Genomic DNA, 21647 nt, shown 5'->3' on the forward strand with positions numbered 1-21647 from the left:
AAGATTAACGCTATGTCGATTGAGCTTTGGCTATCGTTTGTGTTGGCTTCGTTTTTGTTCATCGCGTCCCCCGGCCCCGCCGTTGCTCTACTGATAGTGACCGGTATCAATCAAGGCCGCAAAGCTGCTCTGGCGATGTTGCCTGGCTTTTTCTTGGGTGACCTGGTGGCGATGTCACTTTCGTTTGCCGGCGTAGGCGCGTTGCTGATGGCATCGGCGGAGCTATTCGCCATGGTTAAATGGCTAGGGGTTCTCTATCTGCTTTATCTAGGCATCAAGATGTGGCGTGAATCTGGCCAATTGAATGACCTGGAAGCCTCTGGGGTGAACGTTCAGCAAAGCACCGCAAAAGCATTCTGGGTGACGCTGCTAAACCCCAAAAGCATTCTATTCTTCATGGCATTCATGCCGCAGTTTATTAACCAAACCCAACCTCTGGCGCCCCAGCTGGCGATTCTGTTTGCTACGTTTCTTGTGATAGGTGTCATCTCAGATCTCGGCTACACACTGTTGTCGACCACTAGCCGACAGCTGATGACCGCCAAGTTTCGCCGCCTCTTACACCGCTGCGGCGCCGGTAGTTTGATTGGCGCTGGGGTATTGATGACCTTAATGCGCCGCCCGACTGCCTAGCTGATCTAATCGGAGATTATTTATGCCACACCCGATAGCGAAGAAGGATTTTCCTGTCTCCAACGTCAGGCACTTTCTTGAACCTGGCCCGATTGTGCTGGTGTCATCACAATGGCAACAACAAACCAACATCATGACCATGGGGTGGCACATGGTCATGGCGTTCTCCCCCTCACTCCTAGGCTGCGTTATTGATGCCGGGAATCACTCCCATGCGCTGGTGTGCAACAGCGGTGAATGCGTGATCAATATTCCTTCGGCATCACTTGTCGATAAGGTCGTGGGTATCGGTAACTGTTCAGGAAGCGAGATCGACAAGTTCAAAGCGTTTGAGCTAACCCCAGGCAAGTCAGAAAAGGTCAGAGCGCCACGGATAGAGGAGTGCTATGCGTCTTTCGAGTGCCGCTTGCACGATGACGCCATGATTGAACGCTACAACCTGTTTATTTTTGAGGTCGTTAAAGCCCACGCAGCGCCTTCGGCAGATGAGGAAGAATCGCTGCACTACCGGGGTATGGGAGAGTTCATGCTGTCGGGTCAATCCATCGACCGTACGGAACTGTTTAAGCCATCAATGCTTATTTGAGTAGAACTGCCATCGAGGCTTTCGCCACTCCCTTTCTATTGATTTAGCCAGAAAGGCCAGCTCATTAACTTGCTGCAATAGCGTTCAGTTGCGGACTCATAGACTGACCCATGAGTTCGGATAGCGATCAAGATAGCATTGATGCGTAAGACGCAGCAGAAAGAATATTGATGAACTTGATATGCCGCCCAGCCGGGTAGTATCAAATGATGTTAGCCCTACGACAACGCCCTCTCTGTTATCGCAGGGCGGAGAGGGTTACAGGGTAAGGCCGAGCAACAGATACATGGCCAGGGAAAGCAAGGCGACGGCTAGCGCAAAGGGAATTTGCGTTTTGATATGGTCGATATGATCAGAGGCGGCCCCGGTCGAAGCGAGCACAGAGGTATCCGACAAGGGTGAGCAGTGATCCCCGAAGACACCGCCTCCTGCCACAGCGGCCACTGTGGCATACACCAGCGGTGTAACCATATCGCCGCTAAAGTTAAAGGCGAGCGGCACGGCGAGTGGCATCATGATAGCGAAAGTGCCCCATGAAGTGCCGGTGGAAAAAGCGATAACGGCGGCAATAAGGAACGTCATGGCCGGAAGCAAAGCAGGTGTTAGCCAGCCAGCTGTGGCTTCGACGATATAGTTGGCCGTGCCCATGTCTTTGGAAAGTTGATTCAACGAGTAGGCTAACGCCAGAATGATAATGGCTGGCATTACTCCCTTCATCCCTGCCATCGAGGTTTTCATAATGTCGTTGAAGGGGATGCCCTGAAGGCGCATAACGATACCGAGAAACACGGAAGCCGCCAGAAATGCCTCCATGGTCTTGGCCGAGTCCATCACGATAAAGGTGCCCACCGCAACGCCGATCACTACCAGCACCGGGGCGAAAAAATTCCAAAACAGGCTGGTACGTGCTCCTTCATAAGGCGGAATTTCCGTCAGTTCCTCACCCACCAGCGGTTCTGCCCCATCGCGTAGCACTTTGCCCTCTTCCTGAGCCCGACGCTCAGCTTCACGCATCGGCCCGAAGAGCGGAATGACGCCCACGATCACCAGCCCGACCACCAACACCGATAGCCATGCATAGAGATTGAAAGGTATGGCATGCAGAAATACCCCCATCGCCTGGGCAGCATTTTCGATGGGGCCCATGCCGATCAACAAACCGGAGATAAACACTGCCCAGCCAGTGATAGGCACCATTACACTCACCGGAGCCGAGGTGGAGTCAGCGATATACGCCAGCTTTTCCCGCGAGACCCGGTAACGATCCGTCAGTCCACGCATAGTACTGCCGACAAACAGAGGGCTGAAGTAGTCGCTGAAAAAAACGAACATGCCCATCACCCAGGCAACCAATTGAACCCGCACCCGCGATAAGGCACGGCGTTCCACCCAGGCGGTAAAGTTCTGAATCGCCCCGGTGCGCTGGAAAAAAGCGATCACCGTGCCAATGAATAGCTCCAACAGCAGTATCCAGGAGAAGCTGGTGGTGCCCAGGGTTTCCTTGAGCAGCGTCGGAAACCCCATCAATCCATTGCCCAGGGTAATCACCCCAACGAAACAAGCAACAGCCAGCGAGAAAACCGTATTACGGGTGACAAATGCCAGCACGATGGCCAATGCCGCCGGCATGACGGACAGCAGCCCGATATGATCTTGAGGATCCATTGTCATCTCTCTTTTTTTATAGTGGTGGGTGGAGTCAGGTTTCGTTTTTTGCCTTACGGCGCTCCATTTCACTGGTCAGGTAGAAACCCAACCGACGTACGGGATCGGGCGGCATCCAGCTCGCTTTGCCGAATAAAGACGCAATATCCTCAACCGGTTGGCCGAGCGCGTGGCGAGCCAAAGCATCACCCAGAAAGGTACCCTTGACGATACCGCCGCCATTGCACCCCGCTGATACATATAATCCGGGCTGGATCTCGCCCCAGAGCGGAGCGCCGTTATAAGTCAGCCCGGTGGTACCTCCCCAAACCTTGTCGAAGCGCACTGGGGTAAGTTCGGGGTAGCGGGCCTCAAGGCTCGCTTTCAGTTCGGCCTCGATACGGGCGTTATCCGCTTCGCGCTCATAGCTGTAACGCGAGCGGATCATCAAACGTCCGTCAGCGGTGGTGCGCAGCGTACAACCTAAGCGGTGTGCAGGTAGCAGCCCCCACGTCGTCTCGGCGATGCGTTGGCGCTCGGGCTGCGGTAAAGGATCGGTAATAGCGGCATAGGTATAAATAGCGGTTAGCCGCGAACTGTCTGCACCCAAAGCCCTAGAGAAAGCGTTATTGGCCAGAATCACCTGACCAGCCGTCACTTCACCTTCGGGTGTCGTAACGCGCCACTTCTTGCCATCTGGCACTATTTGAGTCGCGGGCGAGTGTTCATGCAGCTCGATGCCGGCTTCCAATGAATCCGCTAAGCCAACAATCAATGCTGCAGGCTGGACGAGATAGCAGTCCGGTGAATAAATACCCTGTGTGTAGTAGCGCGTACCGATTCGCTCAGCGAGTTGGCTGCCGTTCAAGGTCTGGCAAGACAGACCGGCAGCTTTCAGAAACTCCTCATACTGGCTCAAGGCACGTTGGCCTATCGTGCTACGGGCAGCGCGATAGGTGCCGCTACGCTCGAGTTGGCAGTCAATGCCTAGGCGTTCGACACGCTCGCGCAGTAACGCCATGGTTTGTCGGCTTAACGCGTTCAGCTTCTCCATGCGCTCAAGCTCTTCGGGGCGAGCATCGTTGGCTAGAGCAATTTCCAGCATAAAGCCGGAGTTACGCCCTGGACTCCCTTCACCTACCTGGTCAGCTTCGAGGATTTTGATGCGGTCTTCAGGGCGCGCCTGCTGCCAGGCCGAGGCTGCCGCAAAACCGGTATAACCAGCCCCGATGATGACGACATCTGCCTCAGATTGACCACTTAAGGCGGGGCGCGGCTGGCGCTCGGTTAGCCAAGCGTTCCAGCCGCAAGGGCGTTGATGGCTTGGGTGCGTAGTGTGTGGCATAGAGAGTTAATCCAGATACAGCAGGCCATGGGCCTGATTGACCATGGCAGCCACTTCTTCCTGCATGCCTTGGAGTACGTCCAGCTTATGGCGCTTCGTCATACGCGATTTGAGCATCGAACAACTCATGGCACCCAGGGGGTGGCCGCTATGATCGAGGATAGGAATGGCCAGGCCGCTGTATTCCGGAAGTAAAGAACCTTCTACTCCACGGGCGTAACCATGTTTCAGTTGATGGGCAATTTCGGCTTCGATGTCAGCGATGGCAATCGAGTATTCGTCTATCAGACGCTCAGCGTTATGGTTGAGTATTTCGCTTCGCTCATCAGCCCCCAGGTAGGCAAGTAAGGCAATCGACGCTTGGCCAACGCCTAGCGGCAAACGTCCACCCGTCGCCCTAACGAAGCTGCCCACGGGATAAGCGCCGTTCTGCACTTCCAGGCAAACGGCATTGACGCCATCGCGAGCGAACAGATAGAAGCTGTCTCCCCAGCGCTGCGCGAGTGTCAGCAACCTTGGCCGGGCCAAATCACGCAACCCAGCACCATTTCCCGCTTGGGCGCCAAGCACCAGCAGCTCATAACCCAGCAGGTAACGCCCACGAATGGGAGAAGATCGTAAAAATCCCTGCTGCTTGAGACCTTTTAACAACCGATAGAGAGTAGGACGGCTGAAACTCAATTCATTCAGATAATCGTCTACACTTGCACCCCGGTGGCCGCCACGTGCAGTAACCTGCAATATCTGCATGGCATGAACGAGAGTGGTAGGGCCTGATGAGGTGATGCTTTCATTTACCGGCATTATGTTTATCGTTATTTGTCTATGTGAGCTAAAACATAACAAGACAAATTCACGAGTTCATCTCACTAAATGAGACAAAGCCGCATTAGCGCATACGAGGTAGAGGTTGGCATAGGTCAACATATGACGACATTCAAAATCAAAAATTCATACAAAAGCTACCGATAATTGTACAAAAATGATCTTCTATAGCCTTGCGCCCAACGGATGAAGGGCGACAACCGGCTGAGTGTTAGACTGGTGTTAGCTAACCCGGCTTCTTCTAATATGTTCCTGAAAAGGCGAATTGATGACCACCGTTGCCGTATTTGTTGATATTCAAAACGTCTATTACACCGTGCGCGAAGCATATGGCAAAAACTTTGATTACAACAAATTCTGGGCACGAGTAACCGCTAACAGAGAGGTTATTAAAGCTGTTTGCTATGCCATCGATCGAGGTGACCAAAAGCAGCGAGAGTTTCAAAACATACTCAGAGCGATTGGTTTTGAGGTGAAATTAAAGCCTTTTATTCAGCGGTCAGACGGTTCCGCAAAAGGCGATTGGGATGTAGGCATCGCGCTTGACGCCATGGAGTACGCAGAACAGGCAGATGTAATCGTGCTGGTATCCGGCGATGGCGACTTTGATCTACTAGTCCAAAAAATCCGTGCTAAGCATGGCAAAAAAGTCGAAGTTTATGGCGTTCCCCAACTGACGGCAGCGTCGCTAATAAATGCGGCCAGTGGGTTTATAGCAATAGATAAAGCGCTTCTATTAAATTAATTATAGCTCGAAAAGAGTCTACACTGCTGTTGATAGCTATTTCGATAGAAGGCTGCAGCGAAGAAATGGGGATTGACCAAGTTTCCGGCCGGTAGCACATCTATCTAGACGCTATACAAAAACCTCAACCAATTCAAAACGTTTATCCATCGTTTATTAGATTGTGGAAAATAAGCGAGGCGAACCTTTCAAACGCATACTTTAGTCTAAACCCCCCATCATATTTGCCCATACCGAACCGGCATAGGCTATGCACAGAAGCATGCTGCCAGTTAAATATTCTAACGCTCTGGCCAGCCAATACTCTGTTGAATAACTATGATGATATGCTCCGATGCCCTACGTTCACGATACGCTGACACGCCTTAATAAAAGCAGCCCTGCACAGTCAGAATTTTATCAAGCCACTGAAGAAGTGCTCGAATGCCTGCGCCCGCTACTTGAGCAAAGTGATTACTATCATCACCACAGCATTATTGAGCGAATAGTCGAGCCCGAACGACAAATCATGTTCCGGATAAGCTGGGTAGATGATGCTGGGAAAGTGCGGGTCAACAAAGGCTATCGCGTTCAGTTCAACTCTGCCCTTGGCCCTTACAAGGGTGGCTTACGATTCCATCCCAGCGTTACCTCGGGCACCATCAAATTTCTCGGCTTTGAGCAAATTTTCAAAAATGCGTTAACCGGTTTGCCAATCGGCGGCGGTAAAGGCGGCGCCGATTTTGACCCCAAAGGAAAATCAGATAACGAGATCATGCGCTTTTGTCAGGCGTTTATGAGCGAGCTCTACCGCCATATTGGTCCTCACTGCGATGTACCTGCAGGCGATATCGGTGTCGGCACGCGTGAAATTGGCTATCTCTTTGGCCAGTACAAACGACTCACTGGCCACTATGAGGGCGTGCTAACAGGTAAGGGGCTAAATTGGGGAGGCTCGCTAGGCCGTAAAGAGGCCACCGGCTACGGTGCGGTGTACTTTGCACAAAACATGCTGGCTGCCCGGGGAGAAGAACTGCGCGATAAGACCTGCCTAGTTTCCGGCGCTGGCAATGTAGCCATCTATACCATTGAGAAGCTATACGAACTGGGTGCTAAACCAGTCACCTGCAGCGATTCACGTGGCACCATTCACGATGAAAACGGTATTGATTTAGGCTTACTCAAACAGCTCAAAGAAGTGCAGCGCACCTCTTTAGAAGCCTACTTACATGAGCACCCTGACGCGCACTACATTTCTGCCCGTGACTATCCTCAGGGCGGGAATGCCGTATGGCGTATTCAAGCCGATGTTGCGTTCCCCTGCGCGACGCAGAATGAGCTGACCGAAAGCGATGCGGAAATTCTGCTCGCTAATGGCATAACGTGTATCAGTGAAGGGGCCAACATGCCTTCTACCAAAGAGGCCGTCGACCTTTTTCTAGACGCTAAAATTGCCTATGGGCCCGGCAAGGCGGCCAATGCAGGTGGCGTTGCTACCAGTCAGTTAGAAATGGCACAAAATAGCAGCATGGAGCAGTGGCCACTGGAGAAAGTCGACCAAAAATTAAAACAGATTATGGCCAATATTCACCGCCAGTGCGCCGATACAGCCGAAGAGTTTGGTGATAAAACCAATTTGGTACTAGGCGCCAATATTGCAGGTTTCAGAAAGGTGGCTGATGCTATGATTGAACAAGGGGTCACCTGATCGTCTTTATTTTATAAATCGCTTATACTATAAAAAGCACGCAGTCCTTCCTTTATTGGGGAAGGGCTGTTTTTTATTGGTTTAAACTTATTGCTTTCTAAGGAGAGTAATCATGGGACAACGTCCTGCTATTATTATTAACCGTCTTGATGCCGAACGCCTCCAGCGCTTGATCGACAATGCATCCGAGAAAGACATGGCCGTGGCTCAGCTACTTGAGGAAGAGCTAGCACGAGGTGAAGTCTGCGATCCCGAGGATATTCCGGATGACGTGGTCAGCATGAATAGCCAGGTTCGCTTCACCGACCTTACCCGAGGGCTTAAGATGATTCGTACCCTCGTCTATCCGCACTCCCTGGAAAGCGTAGCGGACGGCATTTCGGTCATGGCACCTATTGGTGCTGCATTGATCGGCCTCAAAGTGGGCGACATCATCGAATGGCCGTTACCCAATAATACCGAGGCACGACTCCGCATCGATGCTATTTATTGGCAGCCCGAACGCGAAAAGCAATTCCACCGATAAGACGCGATAAAGAGTGAGCTGGCTCCGCTAGCTCATGATTAAGTCAGCTATTTTCTTCGCCCACTTAATCCACATAAAGAGGGTCTATTCAGGGCGCCCTCAGCTTTCACATACCCCCTTCGGAAGACTATAACTAAGCGGCTCTTTATCGCATTAAACACACCGTCCCTGCTATTAGTCATAGCCATGGTACTTTTCACAATTCTTCCAGTGATAATGTACACATTGGACGGTTACCTTAAAACCTGAATTGGCAAAGCATTACAGCGCTCATAGACGCCATTACGCCAGGAAGTGGACGCAGCGACTTCCTATCAAGAGAGGATCGTCTCAGGCCAAACGACAAAAAAAACGTGATACGATAATCTTTTGTATTCGTCATATTTTCTGTCGTTTTTAGCGACAACCTCACCGCAAAGGGAATCAACTTTCACCATGTCGTCAGCTAAAGACTGCGTCGCTACGCTTATTGATGACTTCCAGAAGCGTCGGCCAATTCGCGCCGGTTCATTGATTATTACCGTCTATGGCGACTCTATCGTTCCGCGGGGCGGCACTGTGTGGTTAGGCAGTCTATCGAAACTGGTGGAGCCCATCGGTATCAATGAGCGGCTGGTGCGTACATCGGTTTACCGGCTGACCAATGAAACCTGGCTACGGGGAGAGAAGATTGGTCGTCGCAGCTACTATCGGTTGAGTGGCCCTGGTCGGCGTCGTTTCGAACAAGCCTTCAAGCGTGTCTATCACGGCACCCAGCCAGCTTGGTCGGGACAGTGGACATTGGTATTGCTGACACAGCTTCCCCCAGACCGGCGCCAGCAGATTCGTGACGAGCTCGAATGGCTAGGCTTTGGTAGTTTTGCTCAGGGTGTGCTGGCGCATCCCACGCTGTCATGTGCAGAGACCATGGCGGCTTTGCAAGAACTAGATGCAGCAGACGATACGATTGTAATGCAAACGCAGACCATGGAGCCCATGACCAGTAAGCCGCTGCGTCTCCAGGTCAGAGAGAGCTGGAACCTCGACGAATTAGCCGAGCTCTACCAACGTTTTCTGGTTAAGTTTCGCCCCCTTTGGAACGCGCTCAACACAGAGAACCATTTAGGCCAAGAAGAGTGCTTCATTGCCCGAACTTTGCTTATTCACGAGTATCGCAAGGTTCAATTACGCGACCCCCTCCTGCCTGAAGAACTACTCCCCACGGCGTGGGAAGGACGCTACGCCCATCAGCTCTGCCGCAACCTTTATCGTTTGCTCTACGAACGTGCAGAACGCTGGTTGGATCAACATTTGGAAACCGCCGAGGGCCCACTACCCGCCCCTGGCCCCAGCTTCTACCAGCGCTTCGGCGGGCTGGATTGAACGCCTAACGAGACTGCTTAATCAGCCGTCACATCGGGCATAACGCACCTTATGGCTGTGGCGACTGATCCAGCGTCTGCTGCTTGGGTTGAGTATCACCAGCCAGCAAGGTTGGACGATCAGCATCGAGTTCTGCCAGCGGCTCACAGGGCTCCAGGCTGTCCCGACAACGGCCCACTAAGCGCTGATACTCCTGGGTACCCTGCTGTTTCCAGGCGAACTCTTCATCACTCAGCGCGCGCTTAACCTTTGCGGGTGCCCCCATCACCAGCGACTGGGGCTCACACTCGAAGCCCGCCTTAACGAACGCTGCTGCCGCAACGATAGACCTCTCAGCAATGTTGGCGCCATCCATCACCACGGCGTTCATACCCACCATGGCATCACGCCCAATCACGCACCCATGCAGTACCGCGCCATGGCCGATATGGCCATCCTTCTCAACTTTGGTGACGCAGCCAGGAAAGCCGTGCATAACACAGGTATCCTGAAGGTTGGATCCCTCTTCCAGCACAAGACGGCCGAAATCGCCGCGCATCACCGCGCCAGGGCCTACATAACAGTTGGGGCCCACGATCACATCCCCGATCAACACTGCCGTTGGGTGGACATAAGCCGTCGGGTGTACCACCGGCGTCACCCCTTCAAGTCGATAGTAAGGCATAACACTCTCCGTTAGCTTGATTGGCCGTGTGGGGTGTTGCCCCCACCGCCAGTTCTTCGAACTGCTCGGCCACTGCTTTATTAGTTGTGTAGCCACCTAGAGTTATCGCGCCTTTGCTGCACTGATTGCGTCATGGGGCGCTCCTCCACTCACTCTTTTTTGATACACCATATAAACAAAGACTATATTTTGCGTAACAAAACATCAAACACTTTACCTGTCGCCGTCTACTGAAGAATGGGCACACCGCTATCTAAAAACTCGACGCACCCTGCTGTAAGTCAGTTTTTTAGACGACCTTGGTTTTTTTATACCATCGTCTAACAATTATCTTATATTCGCAAAAAAGTCACACAAGTTATTGTTAATAAATAACAAACTACCAACAACACCAACAAGCGACACATTATAATCACCCATATAATATTGATGTGTATCAAAATAAATCTATACTCGGCAGAGATTCATCCTGTGGATCACAGGCCGAACGGTCACTGGCGGGCACCGCCGACCGCGAAAAGGGCATGCGCCTTCCAATAAAAACGACCTGCCACTTTTCAAGGGCACTGACACAAGGACATTACCCATGAGCCAAGCGCCCCTGCTTTACAGCGTGGAAGACGGCGTCGCCTGCATCACGCTGAACCGCCCCGAAAGCTTGAACAGCTTCAATACCGAAATGCATGCCGAGATGCGCAAGGTGCTAAAAGCCGTGCGCCAGGATTCAAGCGTTCGCGCTTTGCTGCTGACCGGCAGCGGTCGAGGTTTCTGCGCCGGCCAGGATCTTTCCGACCGTAGCGTCGCGCCCGACGCAGAAGCCCCCGACCTCGGCGAGTCGCTTGAGAAACGTTACAACCCCATGCTGCGCGCCCTTAAAGACATGCCGTTCCCCACCATTTGTGCGGTGAACGGCGTGGCCGCAGGTGCCGGTGCCAACATCGCCCTGGCCTGCGACATCGTATTGGCCGCGCGCTCGGCAAGCTTTATTCAGGCCTTCTGTAAGATCGGCTTGATTCCAGACTCCGGCGGCACCTGGACATTGCCTAACTTAGTGGGCATGGCCCGCGCCAAGGGCCTGGCGATGCTGGGCGACAAGCTGCCCGCCGAGACCGCCGAACAGTGGGGCATGATCTGGCGCTGCGTCGACGATGAGGCGCTTCAAGAAGAAGCCATGAGCATGGCTCGCCACCTGGCCACTCAACCCACTCATGGCCTAGCGCTGATTAAACGCGCCCTACATGCCAGCAGCGATAACAGCTTCAACGAGCAGCTCGACCTGGAACGCGACCTGCAACGCCTTGCTGGGCGCAGCGAAGATTACCGCGAAGGCGTCAGTGCTTTTATGGAAAAACGTCGCCCCACCTTCAAGGGAGAGTGATATGCCAACCCTTCTCTCTACCGCCACTATTAGCATCATCAGCACAGGCGCCATTAATGCCTTGACCGATAGCCGTTTGGTTATCGAGGCTATCGTCGAGAACCTTGAGGCCAAGCGTCAGGTGTTTGCTCGGCTCGAAGCCCTATACGAGGAAAGCTTTCATGCGTGATTCCCAACTGAACCCGCAGCAACTGGCGGAAGCCTGCGCCGAGGCAATGTTTTCCCGTGACCACGCCAGCCAAGGGCTGGGCATGCGTATTACTCGCGTGGCCCCCGGCTTCGCCGAACTGACCATGACCGTGCGCCAGGACATGGTGCAGGGGCACGGCAACTGCCATGGCGGGTTTCTGTTTGCCCTCGCCGATTCCGCCTTTGCGTTTGCCTGCAACAGCTACGATGAAGCCACCGTGGCCGCTGGCTGCAGTATCGACTACCTCGGCCCCGGCCAGCTGGGCGACGAGATCACCGCCACCGCCGAAGAGCGCAGCCGCCGCGGGCGTACCGGCATTTACGACATTACGTTGCGCAATCAGCACGGAGATACCGTTGCCTTGTTCCGCGGGCGTTCCTACAAAATTCGCGGCAGCGTACTCCGCCTGGAAGACACCGCTGCTGGAGATAGCCAATGAAAGGCGCGTTGATCATTGAGCGCTTATAAGCCCATTACTAAAGCCATTCCATAGACCATGGTGCATTTAGAAACTAGTCCAATAACAACTAGCTTGATCGGAGACCCCTGATGAATCAGCCCGCAACGCGTATCAACACCGCGACTCTCGACCCCTTGGAAACCGCCAGCGTCGACGAGCTGCGCGCCACTCAGGTCAAGCGCCTGAAGTGGAGCCTGAAGCACGCCTACGACAATGTGCCCTTCTACCGCCACTCCTTCGACAAGGCTGGGGCGCATCCCGACGATATCCAGACGCTGGCGGATCTCGCCAAACTACCTTTTACCACCAAGGCCGATTTGCGCGACAACTACCCGTTCGGCATGTTGGCCACACCGATGAGCGAGATCGTTCGCATCCATGCCTCCAGCGGCACCACCGGGCAACCGACGGTGGTCGGCTACACCCAGAACGATATTGATGTGTGGTCTGATGTGATGGCGCGCTCGATCCGCGCCGCCGGCGGCAGCCGCAACGACAAGGTGCATGTGGCGTATGGCTATGGTCTGTTCACCGGTGGGCTGGGCGCGCATTATGGTGCTGAACGCCTGGGTTGCGCGGTGATTCCCATGTCGGGCGGCCAGACCGAGAAACAGGTTCAGTTGATCCGTGATTTCGAGCCGGACATCATCATGGTCACCCCCTCGTATATGCTCAACATCGCGGACGAAATGGAGCGCCAAGGCATCGACCCGCATACGCTGCCCTTGCGTACTGGCATCTTCGGCGCCGAACCTTGGACCGACAGCATGCGCACAGCCTTAGAGCAGCGCCTGGGCATCGACGCCCTCGATATTTACGGTCTCTCTGAGGTAATGGGCCCGGGCGTAGGCATGGAGTGCCTGGAGACCAAAGATGGCCCGACCATCTGGGAAGATCATTTCTACCCCGAGATCATCGACCCGGTCAGTGGTGACGTCCTGCCAGACGGCGAATACGGCGAGCTGGTGTTCACCACCTTAACCAAAGAAGGCCTACCGGTGATTCGCTACCGCACCCGTGACCTGACCCGCCTACTACCGGGCACCGCGCGCCCCATGCGACGCATCCACAAGATCACTGGCCGCAGCGACGACATGCTGATCATTCGCGGGGTGAATGTGTTCCCCACCCAGATCGAAGAACAACTGCTCAAAATCGCGTCGCTTTCTCCCCACTACGAGATCGAAGTCAGCCGCCAAGGCAATATGGACATGGTGCTTGTTCGTGTAGAGGCGAATCATCATGACATCGCCCGCGACCCCGTGGCTTGTGAAGAAGCCGCGAAACAGCTCCAGCATGCCATCAAGACGCACATTGGTATCAGCACCAAGGTCGAGGTGTGCCCGGTAGAAAGTGTTATGCGTTCGATGGGTAAGGCCAAGCGGGTCAAAGACGTGCGTTAACTCTTTTCAGACAGAGCCTAGGGCAATGATATCAGCCCCCGAATACTTATTATTCATGGCTTTTAAGCTTTAGGCTTGTGAAGCTGAAAGTGAACGAGCGGCCACCACTGTTAGCTCTACCTTAGCATCGATAAAAAGCTCACAACATACAGTAGTACGAACCGGCAGAGGCGCAGAAAAATAGTTCTTATAAGTACTGTTGAAAAGCTCAAAATCACTTTTATCAGTGAGATAGGCAGTGACTGATACAATCTCACTTAACCCCAGACCACTCTGGGCCAGTGTTGAAGAAATGCGCTTCATTACTAGATCAGTTTGCGCAACAATTCCCTCCGGAATTCTTCCTTCTTCATCTAAAGGAACTTCTCCGGAAAGCATGACCAGATCATTAACTTCGCGAAACTTAGAAAATGGCATGTTCATAGCGTATTCTCCTGATACTTATTGAAAATCAATTAACCGAAGCCGAGGAAGCCTTCAGAGAAGCTCAGTGGCTGGGCATTGCAAAGCGATTTAGTATCGACCTGAGGACGTGAGAGCTCTGGAATAGTATTGAACAAGGCTTCTAGTTCCTGAGCAAAAGCAAGCGTAGCCAGGTCTTCGCCACGGCGGCCAATGATCTGCAAACCAAAAGGAAGACCATTTAGATCCCGTCCGGCAGGTAACGTAATAGATGGGTGGCCAACCAACGTCGACGCATAAGCCATTGAAAGCCAATGGTAATAGCTTTCCATCGGTTTTCCGTCTATCTCACTGGGGTAAAGCTCATGCCAGTTTCGTGGACTAATAGTCGTAGTCGGCGCAATAATAAAATCATGCCGTTCGAAAAATGTTTGCCAGCGCCGGTATATTTGGGTCTGCAAATTCATGGCCTCCACGACATCTAACGCAGAGAATGAAGCCCCCTCTTTAACATTGGCCTTGATATTCGGGCCCACTTTACTTGGATGGTTTCTAACCAACTCACGATGATGGCCGGAAAACAACAATCCTCTTAAAACTGAAAAAGCCCTATCTGCACCATGGCAATCCGGGTGGGTGTGCTCTAAGGAAGCAAATACATGACCGAACCGATGTAATTTATCAAGGAAGGTTTCAGCAATAAGCGACTCTGTTATCGCAAAACCAAAATCATGGGTAACCGCAACTCTAGCACTACTCAGATCAGAAGAGGGTAAATGCGTGTAAGAGTCAGGTTTATGGTGGCTTTTTTCCTCAACTACCGATACCCATGGATCTCTTCGGTCAGGTCTAATCATGGCTGATAGCATGAGTGCGGTGTCAGCTACAGTCCGTGCCATTGGCCCGCTGGTAGATAAAGGAAGCAGTGCTAATGAACGCTGCGATCCAGGAACTACGCCAGGCGAGGGACGAAAGCCAACAACACCATTGAATGCCGCTGGGCTTCGCAGGCTACCGCCGGTATCCGAACCAGTCGCCAAAGGTGCCATGCCGCAGGCAACAGCCACGGCCGAGCCTCCCGATGAACCACCTGCAGAACGAGATAAATCAAAGGGATTCGCAGTGACGCCATACACCGCATTTCGAGTATTTCCTCCAGCACTCCACTCAGGGTTATTTGTCTTACCCATAATGACGACACCTGCTTGGCGTAGCTGGGTGATCATCGGGTCATCTGACGTAGCTATATTATCGGCATATAACTCACTACCATAAGTTGTAGGAAAACCAACTACATCGACCATATCCTTTACACACAATGGCAGACCGTGCAGTACACCAAGAGGCTTACCTTGGTCGATTTCCCTTTGAGCATCGCGAGCTTGAGTAAGCATTAAGTCGTGATTATAGCTAACTAAAGCATTTACTGCCGGGTTCACAGCTTCCGCTCGGGCGATACAGCTCTCAGCAAGCTCGACAACAGAGAGCTGTTTTGAAGAAAGCAGGCGACGAGCCTGAGTAGCACTCAAATCACAAGGTATCATTCAAACATCTTCCTTTATGTAACTTATTAAAAGAAATACCCGATATAACCAGGTTTTTATTAAAAACAATAGTCACCATCATTAACAATGACAAAAATCTTTACGATACATAAAACAATCACCAATAGAACGTCACTTTTATCTTTTTCAGCATGACTGACATCAAAATACTATCTCAACGATCATTTAAAACATGGGTAAGAAAGTTAAAAAAACCACAATTCCACTTAACAATTAATAGAAAATCATTAATGATAGAAAGTAGATCCTTCCTTGCTAATTTTCGATTCACAAGCACGAGCAAGCAGATGCACCAAAATAATAGCTGCACAAATTGGCACAGATAACACCACCCATGACATCGGAAATCCCAACGTATCTGCACTAATCTGTGACTGACGTGCGATAAAACCACGTGACGGATCCATTCCAGACCCCAAGATACTGAAATAGATAATAGGAACAAAAAAGATGAGCACTGCCACACCGCGCAACAGTGCCGAAAACAGCCTCAATGGAAAGCTCTTAAAGTGCATGGCCCCCTGAAAAAGCGCAGGGTCATCTTTCGACTTAAAAGAAAGCGTAGCTCCGAGCAGCCCGCCCCACACCATCATGTAACGAGCCATTTCTTCTGTCCATGATGGCGGTGCGTTAAAAGCGTATCGAGCCACCACTTGGATTGCTACGAATAGCAGCATCAACACTAAGCACAATACTGATACTCGGCGAGCAAGCCAATCTAGACAATCACTGAGGATAACTATTGAACGGCACATATTGTATACACCTTACGCTCAGCATAATCACTAGAAAAGCCCCCCTGCACCCAGGTTAATATAACTGGATAGGGCAAATAACAACTGGATTTAGCGCGTCTTTTCGGCAAGATCAGTCCACGTCTCGACTTGTGCGGGTGTCAGCTCCGTCTGATCGTAAACCGAGCGAGATAACTCACGAAATCTACCACGCGATTCTGCCGACAATGTTGTTACTTCCACACCTTTTTCCCTAAGCTCGTTTAAAACCTTGGGTGTAATATCTTGAAGCCATGCCCGGTTGGCCTGATTAGCAATACCAACGGATTCATCTACAATACTTCTTTCCTGCTCACTCAGACCCTGGTACCAGTCGTCAGAAACCAGAACCGCACGTAAAGCGTTCATAACATTAGTATCAGTGTAATAGCTTATGATGTCCGTTTGTCCAAACATAATTGGGACAAGTGAAGTATTAATATAGCCATCGACAATACCTGTCTGCATTGCTGCCGCCACCTCTCCCCAAGCAACAATTGTTCCGCTTCCGCCCCAAGCTCTATAGAGCGCGTTTTGTACATCGTCGATGGCACGCATCCGCAGGTCGGCCATGTCTTCAGGCTGAGTGACAGCCTTGCGTGTTGTGATAATACCGGAGGGAGGACCAAGCGGTGCGAGCGTCAATAAACGAACCCCAGCATGCTTAATATTTTCATTGATGCGTGACAGAACATCACCTTCAGTGAGAGCTCGATCCATGTGGCTCACTCCATCAAAAAGATAAGGCAAACGTACGCCGAAAATAAACGGATCGATGCGTGCGACTGAATTTACGTCCGACAAAGATACTTCTAGCAGGCCCATTGAAAGTTGGTCGAGTTTTTCTGCCTCTCCCCCCATAGCATCTCGAGGTATTTCTCGAGCATTTAAGCCGCGCTCTTTGAGAGCTTCAGTAAAATTATGTGCCCAAACATAGGAGCCTGACCTTTCTAAGTCCGTTGGACTATCCAGAGCAACCTTGATTTCGCTACCAAGAACCGACATAGGAAATGCAATTAGGGCTGACGCCATTGCGAGAATCTTTAGCAATTTCATACAGTGTCTCCATTATGCTTGTTATCGATAGAAGTTGTGATTTTTTAATCTAGAGCACGTTGAACCCGAATATCCGTGGAAGCAAGAGACTAATATTCGGAAAAAAGGCAATTATCAACAATATTACTAACTGTATTCCAATAAAGGGTAGTGTTGCTTTAGCAAGGTTCCAGTAATTTATTTTCGCAATCCCCGAAACCACGATTAAACATTTCCCAAAAGGAGGTGTTATCAATCCAATACAAAGGTTGAAGCAAACCATAATACCTAGATGTACCGGATTGAAACCTTGTAACAGCGCTGTAGGCACAAGCAATGGTACGAGTAATGTGAGTGCCACAGGTGTGTCCATGAACATACCGGCAACAAGAAGCACAAAAATAAGTAACAAAAGGTAATTATTTCCGGCAAGCCCCATTGAGGCTATCCAGCCTGCCAATAATTGAGGCCAACCCAGCAGTCCTGCAAGATAACTAAGTACTGCGATAGAGCAAATGATAATAAAGATAGAGCCTGTTAAACGTGCTGTCGCCTCCACGGCTGAATAGAGCACTTTCCAAGACATCCCTCCCATCGACCAACCTACTAATATAGCCGCAATAACAGCAAGTGCTGCGCCTTCAGTTGGAGTTGTAAGCCCAAAGACGATACTGCCAAGGATAATGACGGGTATAGATAAAGCAGGCCACGCTCTTTTAAAGCTAGCGAACAGTGGAGGAATATCAATAGTGCTACCACCGGGATGATCGTCTCGATGTGCTATCCAGGCATTAAATGCGAAGAGCAAACAGGCCAGTAGCAAACCAGGCAAAATGCCAGCCACAAAAAGCGCTGCTACGGAGGTGCCTGTTAGCCCTCCGTAAATGATCATAATGATGCTAGGCGGAATAATCGGCCCAATCATTGATGAAGCGGCGGTTAGTGCTCCTGCATAATATGGTGGATAACCACGTTCGCGCATAGCTGGAATCAAAGAGTTGGATACAGCTGCTGAATCGGCCACCGCGGAACCTGATATACCAGAAAAGAATAGGCTCGTCATAATATTGACATGCCCCAGACCACCTTTGAAACGACCAAGCAGAGCCATAGCAAAATCGATCAGAGACCCCATCACACCAGCACGATTCATCAGCTCTCCGGTGAGTATGAACAAGGGCATAGCCATAAAAGCAAAGACATCTAACTGAGCAAAGATACGTTGAGGAAGTATCGCTATGTATTGCGGATAGCCAGTCGTCAAAAATGCGATGACCGCAGTGGCACCTACTAGATAAGCGAATGCTGTACCCGAAAACAGGAATACACAAAAAGCTACGATAGCATAGGCCATACAAGGCTCCGAAGGCGTTGCTACTAACAGAACTTATACTTGTCTTTATTTGAGAATACTCAGTGATGTGAAGGCAGACAAATGACAAATTACTCTCTTCGCATAACCAAACAGTAATACGAAGAGAGCGCTTCACTTTATTCTGACTCAATGGGAAGTAAAACGAGACTGGTGGCTTGCCTGCTCCAGGCATTCTTGAAATAGCTTGCTAGTTGCATTAGATGAATTGCTTCTCCAATAGCAGTAGGCTTCCGAAAGAATTTCATCAAATTGCAACGGCAGGATACTTAGATCTCCCTTTCCCGCATGATGTCTGGCCAACCACTCAGGCATGAGGCTAATGAACGGAGCGATCCGCATCAGCTCAAAGTTGAGCAGTAGTGATGTAGATTCGATATAACTGGAAGGGAATGCTAAACCGGCTTTGGCAAGGCATGTGTCAACGGCCTGCCTCGCTAATGACCCTTCTGCGGGGCTAATCCATGGCCAAGCTACAACGTCTTTCCATTCGATTGTTGCTCGCACCGCAAGCGGGTGCTGAGAGCCGGCTACCACCAGGATAGGTTCCTTTAATATCGAGGTTTTACTGATACCCTCGCGAAAGAAAGGCTCCCATGCCCGAGCTATCAAGATATCTAGATTGCCATTTTCCAGCAGAGGTAATAGCTGATTAAAGTGGCCTTCAGTGATAGAAACGACTGCAGAAGGAGCAATTACCTTGAGCCGCTTAATGGCCTCTGGCAACAGTGTCGGCGCAAGTGAGGCGACCACACCCACTACAACGTGGCCTCCTAACCCCCGGTGGACAGCATCGACATCAAATTCAGCCCTTTCAATTAATTGTACGATTTCAGTCGCATGGGCTGCCAACCTTTCGCCGATAGGGGTGAAAACAACGCGGTTACCTTGCCTTTGAATGATTGGGCTGTTCAGGGAACGCTCAATCTCACCGATTTGCTTAGAAATCGCCGGTTGAGTCACGTTCATTGCTTTCGCCACATGACTGACCTGCCCCAACTGGGCAAGCATGGCAATGATCCGGAGGTGTCTGAGCTTCAAATCATGTTTAAAGAATTTCTTAATATCTTGTTGTGTTTCGAGCATACAGCTACCTTGTTTTTCTCATTGCAATGACCCGCATCGGCGAAGAGCATTTCACAACAGGTTAGCAGCGCTGACTCACTTTCTGTTTTACCAACAGAAGTGACACAGCATGCAACATCCTGGCAACCACTATAGACCTGACGATACCAGGCTCCCACCGCCGTGAATTGATCACGAGTCTACGCCGTCCCCCACGTTAAAGGGCTGGAAATTCAAAGCAGCCAGACAAGTATTCCACTGAAATTTAGCGCCACAAGTAACGGCAGCGCCAGCCCTTGTTAGAGCCTTACTTTCGATCCGACTGTTCAGGCCGCACCTAGCGTCCACAAAAGAGGTTCTGCATATTAGCGTAAATAATTTTTCCCTCTGAAGGCATTTTTGAATCACTTGTTTTAGCTATTTTTTTCCTTTTAAGGCTAACCCCTATCTACATCTGTTATCACAAAGTATTAAAGTGACACACAAAAATACCTATTGATAAAATATTTCGTATCACTATACTTTAGGAAAAATAAGCCACACTCCCTGATATATCGACGCCGCGGAGGTCTCTATGTACGCGCAGCTCGTTGAAACCGGTTCTAACAAACTCAAAACGCTCGATGAGATGAGCCCTGAGGAACGCCAGTTCCAGGAGCGCATCAATGATGAAATTAAAATAGAACCCAAGAACTGGATGCCGGACGCCTACCGCAAGACCTTGATCCGCCAGATCTCGCAACACGCCCACTCAGAAATCGTCGGCATGCTGCCGGAAGGCAACTGGCTGACACGGGCACCAACCCTCAAGCGCAAGCTGCAGCTAATGGCCAAAATTCAGGATGAGGCAGGTCACGGCATGTACCTCTATAGCGCTATGGAAACCCTGGGTGCCGACCGCGACGAAGAGATCGACAAGCTTCACGACGGCCGCGCCAAGTACTCCAGCATCTTCAATTACCCAACGCTCAATTGGGCTGATATGGGCACCATCGGCTGGCTGGTTGATGGCGCTGCCATTGTCAATCAGGTACCGCTACAGCGCACCTCTTACGGCCCCTATGCCCGCGCCATGATTCGCGTGTGCAAGGAAGAGAGCTTCCATCAGCGCCAGGGGTATCAGATTCTGTTGACCATGATGCAAGAGGGTACCGACGACCAGAAAGCCATGGTGCAGGACTCCATTAACCGCTTCTGGTGGCCCTCGCTAATGATGTTCGGCCCGTCCGACGAAAATTCTCCCAACAGCGCTCAGTCGATGGCCTGGAAGATCAAGCGCCACAGCAACGATGAGCTGCGCCAGCGCTTCCTCGACCAAACCGTACCGCAGCTAGAGCTGCTGGGCTGCACCGCTCCTGACCCGGATCTCAAATATAACCAAGAGACCGGCCACTACGAGTTCGGTGAAATCGATTGGCAAGAGTTCTTCGACGTGGTCAAGGGCAACGGCCCCTGCAACCGCGAGCGTGTCGAGGCACGCCGTAACGCCATTGATAACGGTGCCTGGGTGCGTGAAGCCGCCGTGGCCCACGCCGCCAAGCGTCAACACCGAGCAGCCTGAACTGGCGACACCTGCTTGGGCACCAACGAAAAGCAATAACTCACTTTTTTAGAACCCTATTTTTTAAAACGCTATCTTTTAAAACAACATGGAGTCTTGCGAGACGAGACTCCTCTGACCACTGAGGCTTTTCTCATGGCTGACTGGCCCCTCTTTGAAGTTTTTATACGCAGCAAGCACGGTCTTAACCACAAGCACGTCGGCAGTGTGCATGCAGCCGACCGCCGCATGGCAATCGAAAACGCCCGTGAGCTGTACACCCGTCGCAATGAAGGGGTGAGCATCTGGGTGGTTCCGGCCAGCGAAATCACTGCCTCTTCTCCCGACGAGAAAGAGCCGCTGTTCGACCCGTCTAACGACAAGGTCTATCGCCACGCATCCTTCTACAAACTGCCGAAAGAAGTCGGCCACATGTAAGGGAGGCAG

22 protein-coding genes are annotated in these 21647 nt (G+C 51.4%); 12 read left to right on the plus strand and 10 right to left on the minus strand.

Going from position 1 to position 21647, the window contains the following annotated elements; translation table 11 throughout:
• Window positions 1-12 precede the first annotated feature (12 nt).
• Both YERSI8AC_RS21850 and YERSI8AC_RS21855 read left to right on the plus strand, forming a co-directional pair.
• Entirely contained in the window at window positions 13-633 is a 621-nt protein-coding gene (locus tag YERSI8AC_RS21850; protein WP_022521463.1) for a LysE family translocator, read from the plus strand.
• 22 nt (window positions 634-655) lie between these two features.
• On the plus strand, window positions 656-1219 hold the full coding sequence (locus tag YERSI8AC_RS21855) for a flavin reductase family protein (protein ID WP_138800663.1): 564 nt from the start codon (window positions 656-658) through the stop codon (window positions 1217-1219).
• A 258-nt stretch (window positions 1220-1477) separates the two neighbouring features.
• Here the strand turns inward: YERSI8AC_RS21855 and YERSI8AC_RS21860 are convergent, their stop codons facing one another.
• From YERSI8AC_RS21860 to YERSI8AC_RS21870, 3 genes are read right to left on the minus strand one after another with little or no spacing between them, the layout of a single operon-like run.
• Window positions 1478-2884, minus strand: a complete 1407-nt coding sequence (locus tag YERSI8AC_RS21860) for a Na+/H+ antiporter NhaC family protein (protein ID WP_022521461.1) — start codon at window positions 2882-2884, stop codon at window positions 1478-1480.
• A 34-nt stretch (window positions 2885-2918) separates the two neighbouring features.
• A complete protein-coding gene (locus YERSI8AC_RS21865; RefSeq protein ID WP_138800664.1) occupies window positions 2919-4208 on the minus strand; it encodes an NAD(P)/FAD-dependent oxidoreductase in 1290 nt (429 codons plus the stop codon).
• Between the two features lie 6 nt (window positions 4209-4214).
• Entirely contained in the window at window positions 4215-5012 is a 798-nt protein-coding gene (locus tag YERSI8AC_RS21870) for an IclR family transcriptional regulator (protein ID WP_022521459.1), read from the minus strand.
• A 289-nt stretch (window positions 5013-5301) separates the two neighbouring features.
• Here YERSI8AC_RS21870 and YERSI8AC_RS21875 point away from each other — a divergent pair, with 289 nt between their 5' ends.
• The 4 genes from YERSI8AC_RS21875 to paaX all read left to right on the plus strand — a co-directional run bounded on the left by YERSI8AC_RS21875 (window position 5302) and on the right by paaX (window position 9353).
• Window positions 5302-5778, plus strand: coding sequence for a LabA-like NYN domain-containing protein (locus YERSI8AC_RS21875; protein ID WP_138800665.1), 477 nt, complete (start codon window positions 5302-5304; stop codon window positions 5776-5778).
• Window positions 5779-6112: 334 nt separating this feature from the next.
• The gene (gene gdhA, locus YERSI8AC_RS21880; protein WP_022521457.1) at window positions 6113-7465 is read left to right on the plus strand and encodes an NADP-specific glutamate dehydrogenase; all 1353 of its coding nucleotides are present in this window, start codon (window positions 6113-6115) and stop codon (window positions 7463-7465) included.
• A 112-nt stretch (window positions 7466-7577) separates the two neighbouring features.
• On the plus strand, window positions 7578-7991 hold the full coding sequence (gene rnk / locus YERSI8AC_RS21885) for a nucleoside diphosphate kinase regulator (RefSeq protein WP_022521456.1): 414 nt from the start codon (window positions 7578-7580) through the stop codon (window positions 7989-7991).
• 435 nt (window positions 7992-8426) lie between these two features.
• The gene (gene paaX / locus YERSI8AC_RS21890; RefSeq protein ID WP_022521455.1) at window positions 8427-9353 is read left to right on the plus strand and encodes a phenylacetic acid degradation operon negative regulatory protein PaaX; all 927 of its coding nucleotides are present in this window, start codon (window positions 8427-8429) and stop codon (window positions 9351-9353) included.
• 49 nt (window positions 9354-9402) lie between these two features.
• Here the strand turns inward: paaX and paaY are convergent, their stop codons facing one another.
• The gene (paaY, locus tag YERSI8AC_RS21895; protein ID WP_022521454.1) at window positions 9403-10017 is read right to left on the minus strand and encodes a phenylacetic acid degradation protein PaaY; all 615 of its coding nucleotides are present in this window, start codon (window positions 10015-10017) and stop codon (window positions 9403-9405) included.
• 586 nt (window positions 10018-10603) lie between these two features.
• Here paaY and paaG point away from each other — a divergent pair.
• The 4 genes from paaG to paaK all read left to right on the plus strand — a co-directional run bounded on the left by paaG (window position 10604) and on the right by paaK (window position 13448).
• Complete coding sequence (gene paaG / locus YERSI8AC_RS21900) at window positions 10604-11395, plus strand: 2-(1,2-epoxy-1,2-dihydrophenyl)acetyl-CoA isomerase PaaG (RefSeq protein WP_138800667.1); 792 nt, start codon at window positions 10604-10606, stop codon at window positions 11393-11395.
• A 1-nt stretch (window position 11396) separates the two neighbouring features.
• Window positions 11397-11564, plus strand: coding sequence for a 3-hydroxyacyl-CoA dehydrogenase NAD-binding domain-containing protein (locus YERSI8AC_RS21905; protein ID WP_230804431.1), 168 nt, complete (start codon window positions 11397-11399; stop codon window positions 11562-11564).
• The gene (gene paaI, locus YERSI8AC_RS21910) at window positions 11557-12024 is read left to right on the plus strand and encodes a hydroxyphenylacetyl-CoA thioesterase PaaI (protein ID WP_138800668.1); all 468 of its coding nucleotides are present in this window, start codon (window positions 11557-11559) and stop codon (window positions 12022-12024) included. The genes YERSI8AC_RS21905 and paaI overlap by 8 nt, the downstream gene beginning before the upstream one ends.
• A gap of 110 nt (window positions 12025-12134) precedes the next feature.
• The gene (gene paaK / locus YERSI8AC_RS21915; RefSeq protein WP_159177571.1) at window positions 12135-13448 is read left to right on the plus strand and encodes a phenylacetate--CoA ligase PaaK; all 1314 of its coding nucleotides are present in this window, start codon (window positions 12135-12137) and stop codon (window positions 13446-13448) included.
• Window positions 13449-13517: 69 nt separating this feature from the next.
• Here paaK and YERSI8AC_RS21920 read toward each other — a convergent pair whose 3' ends face one another.
• The 6 genes from YERSI8AC_RS21920 to YERSI8AC_RS21945 all read right to left on the minus strand — a co-directional run bounded on the left by YERSI8AC_RS21920 (window position 13518) and on the right by YERSI8AC_RS21945 (window position 19681).
• Window positions 13518-13871, minus strand: a complete 354-nt coding sequence (locus YERSI8AC_RS21920) for a RidA family protein (RefSeq protein ID WP_022521449.1) — start codon at window positions 13869-13871, stop codon at window positions 13518-13520.
• A 32-nt stretch (window positions 13872-13903) separates the two neighbouring features.
• On the minus strand, window positions 13904-15394 hold the full coding sequence (locus YERSI8AC_RS21925; RefSeq protein ID WP_159177572.1) for an amidase: 1491 nt from the start codon (window positions 15392-15394) through the stop codon (window positions 13904-13906).
• 248 nt (window positions 15395-15642) lie between these two features.
• The gene (locus tag YERSI8AC_RS21930) at window positions 15643-16170 is read right to left on the minus strand and encodes a TRAP transporter small permease (protein ID WP_022521447.1); all 528 of its coding nucleotides are present in this window, start codon (window positions 16168-16170) and stop codon (window positions 15643-15645) included.
• 90 nt (window positions 16171-16260) lie between these two features.
• Window positions 16261-17244: a TRAP transporter substrate-binding protein gene (locus tag YERSI8AC_RS21935; protein WP_159177573.1), complete on the minus strand. Its 984-nt coding sequence runs from the start codon at window positions 17242-17244 to the stop codon at window positions 16261-16263.
• A 49-nt stretch (window positions 17245-17293) separates the two neighbouring features.
• On the minus strand, window positions 17294-18577 hold the full coding sequence (locus YERSI8AC_RS21940; protein ID WP_159177574.1) for a TRAP transporter large permease: 1284 nt from the start codon (window positions 18575-18577) through the stop codon (window positions 17294-17296).
• Window positions 18578-18724: 147 nt separating this feature from the next.
• Complete coding sequence (locus tag YERSI8AC_RS21945) at window positions 18725-19681, minus strand: LysR family transcriptional regulator (protein WP_022521444.1); 957 nt, start codon at window positions 19679-19681, stop codon at window positions 18725-18727.
• A gap of 553 nt (window positions 19682-20234) precedes the next feature.
• Here YERSI8AC_RS21945 and paaA point away from each other — a divergent pair.
• Together paaA and paaB are read left to right on the plus strand one after the other, a co-directional pair.
• On the plus strand, window positions 20235-21221 hold the full coding sequence (gene paaA, locus YERSI8AC_RS21950; RefSeq protein WP_159177575.1) for a 1,2-phenylacetyl-CoA epoxidase subunit PaaA: 987 nt from the start codon (window positions 20235-20237) through the stop codon (window positions 21219-21221).
• A 135-nt stretch (window positions 21222-21356) separates the two neighbouring features.
• Complete coding sequence (gene paaB, locus YERSI8AC_RS21955) at window positions 21357-21638, plus strand: 1,2-phenylacetyl-CoA epoxidase subunit PaaB (RefSeq protein ID WP_022521442.1); 282 nt, start codon at window positions 21357-21359, stop codon at window positions 21636-21638.
• Window positions 21639-21647: the final 9 nt, after the last annotated feature.

This window comes from Halomonas sp. 113, assembly GCF_904067645.1.
Lineage (GTDB): Bacteria > Pseudomonadota > Gammaproteobacteria > Pseudomonadales > Halomonadaceae > Vreelandella > Vreelandella titanicae.

Excerpts from the sequence above, each read along its gene's own strand:
- YERSI8AC_RS21850 (WP_022521463.1), top strand. The coding sequence starts at position 13 with ATGTCGATTGAGCTTTGGCTATCGTTTGTGTTGGCTTCGTTTTTGTTC.
- YERSI8AC_RS21855 (WP_138800663.1), top strand. The coding sequence starts at position 656 with ATGCCACACCCGATAGCGAAGAAGGATTTTCCTGTCTCCAACGTCAGG.
- YERSI8AC_RS21860 (WP_022521461.1), bottom strand. The coding sequence starts at position 2,884 with ATGGATCCTCAAGATCATATCGGGCTGCTGTCCGTCATGCCGGCGGCA.
- YERSI8AC_RS21865 (WP_138800664.1), bottom strand. The coding sequence starts at position 4,208 with ATGCCACACACTACGCACCCAAGCCATCAACGCCCTTGCGGCTGGAAC.
- YERSI8AC_RS21870 (WP_022521459.1), bottom strand. The coding sequence starts at position 5,012 with ATGCCGGTAAATGAAAGCATCACCTCATCAGGCCCTACCACTCTCGTT.
- YERSI8AC_RS21875 (WP_138800665.1), top strand. The coding sequence starts at position 5,302 with ATGACCACCGTTGCCGTATTTGTTGATATTCAAAACGTCTATTACACC.
- gdhA (WP_022521457.1), top strand. The coding sequence starts at position 6,113 with ATGCCCTACGTTCACGATACGCTGACACGCCTTAATAAAAGCAGCCCT.
- rnk (WP_022521456.1), top strand. The coding sequence starts at position 7,578 with ATGGGACAACGTCCTGCTATTATTATTAACCGTCTTGATGCCGAACGC.
- paaX (WP_022521455.1), top strand. The coding sequence starts at position 8,427 with ATGTCGTCAGCTAAAGACTGCGTCGCTACGCTTATTGATGACTTCCAG.
- paaY (WP_022521454.1), bottom strand. The coding sequence starts at position 10,017 with ATGCCTTACTATCGACTTGAAGGGGTGACGCCGGTGGTACACCCGACG.
- paaG (WP_138800667.1), top strand. The coding sequence starts at position 10,604 with ATGAGCCAAGCGCCCCTGCTTTACAGCGTGGAAGACGGCGTCGCCTGC.
- YERSI8AC_RS21905 (WP_230804431.1), top strand. The coding sequence starts at position 11,397 with ATGCCAACCCTTCTCTCTACCGCCACTATTAGCATCATCAGCACAGGC.
- paaI (WP_138800668.1), top strand. The coding sequence starts at position 11,557 with ATGCGTGATTCCCAACTGAACCCGCAGCAACTGGCGGAAGCCTGCGCC.
- paaK (WP_159177571.1), top strand. The coding sequence starts at position 12,135 with ATGAATCAGCCCGCAACGCGTATCAACACCGCGACTCTCGACCCCTTG.
- YERSI8AC_RS21920 (WP_022521449.1), bottom strand. The coding sequence starts at position 13,871 with ATGAACATGCCATTTTCTAAGTTTCGCGAAGTTAATGATCTGGTCATG.
- YERSI8AC_RS21925 (WP_159177572.1), bottom strand. The coding sequence starts at position 15,394 with ATGATACCTTGTGATTTGAGTGCTACTCAGGCTCGTCGCCTGCTTTCT.
- YERSI8AC_RS21930 (WP_022521447.1), bottom strand. The coding sequence starts at position 16,170 with ATGTGCCGTTCAATAGTTATCCTCAGTGATTGTCTAGATTGGCTTGCT.
- YERSI8AC_RS21935 (WP_159177573.1), bottom strand. The coding sequence starts at position 17,244 with ATGAAATTGCTAAAGATTCTCGCAATGGCGTCAGCCCTAATTGCATTT.
- YERSI8AC_RS21940 (WP_159177574.1), bottom strand. The coding sequence starts at position 18,577 with ATGGCCTATGCTATCGTAGCTTTTTGTGTATTCCTGTTTTCGGGTACA.
- YERSI8AC_RS21945 (WP_022521444.1), bottom strand. The coding sequence starts at position 19,681 with ATGCTCGAAACACAACAAGATATTAAGAAATTCTTTAAACATGATTTG.
- paaA (WP_159177575.1), top strand. The coding sequence starts at position 20,235 with ATGTACGCGCAGCTCGTTGAAACCGGTTCTAACAAACTCAAAACGCTC.
- paaB (WP_022521442.1), top strand. The coding sequence starts at position 21,357 with ATGGCTGACTGGCCCCTCTTTGAAGTTTTTATACGCAGCAAGCACGGT.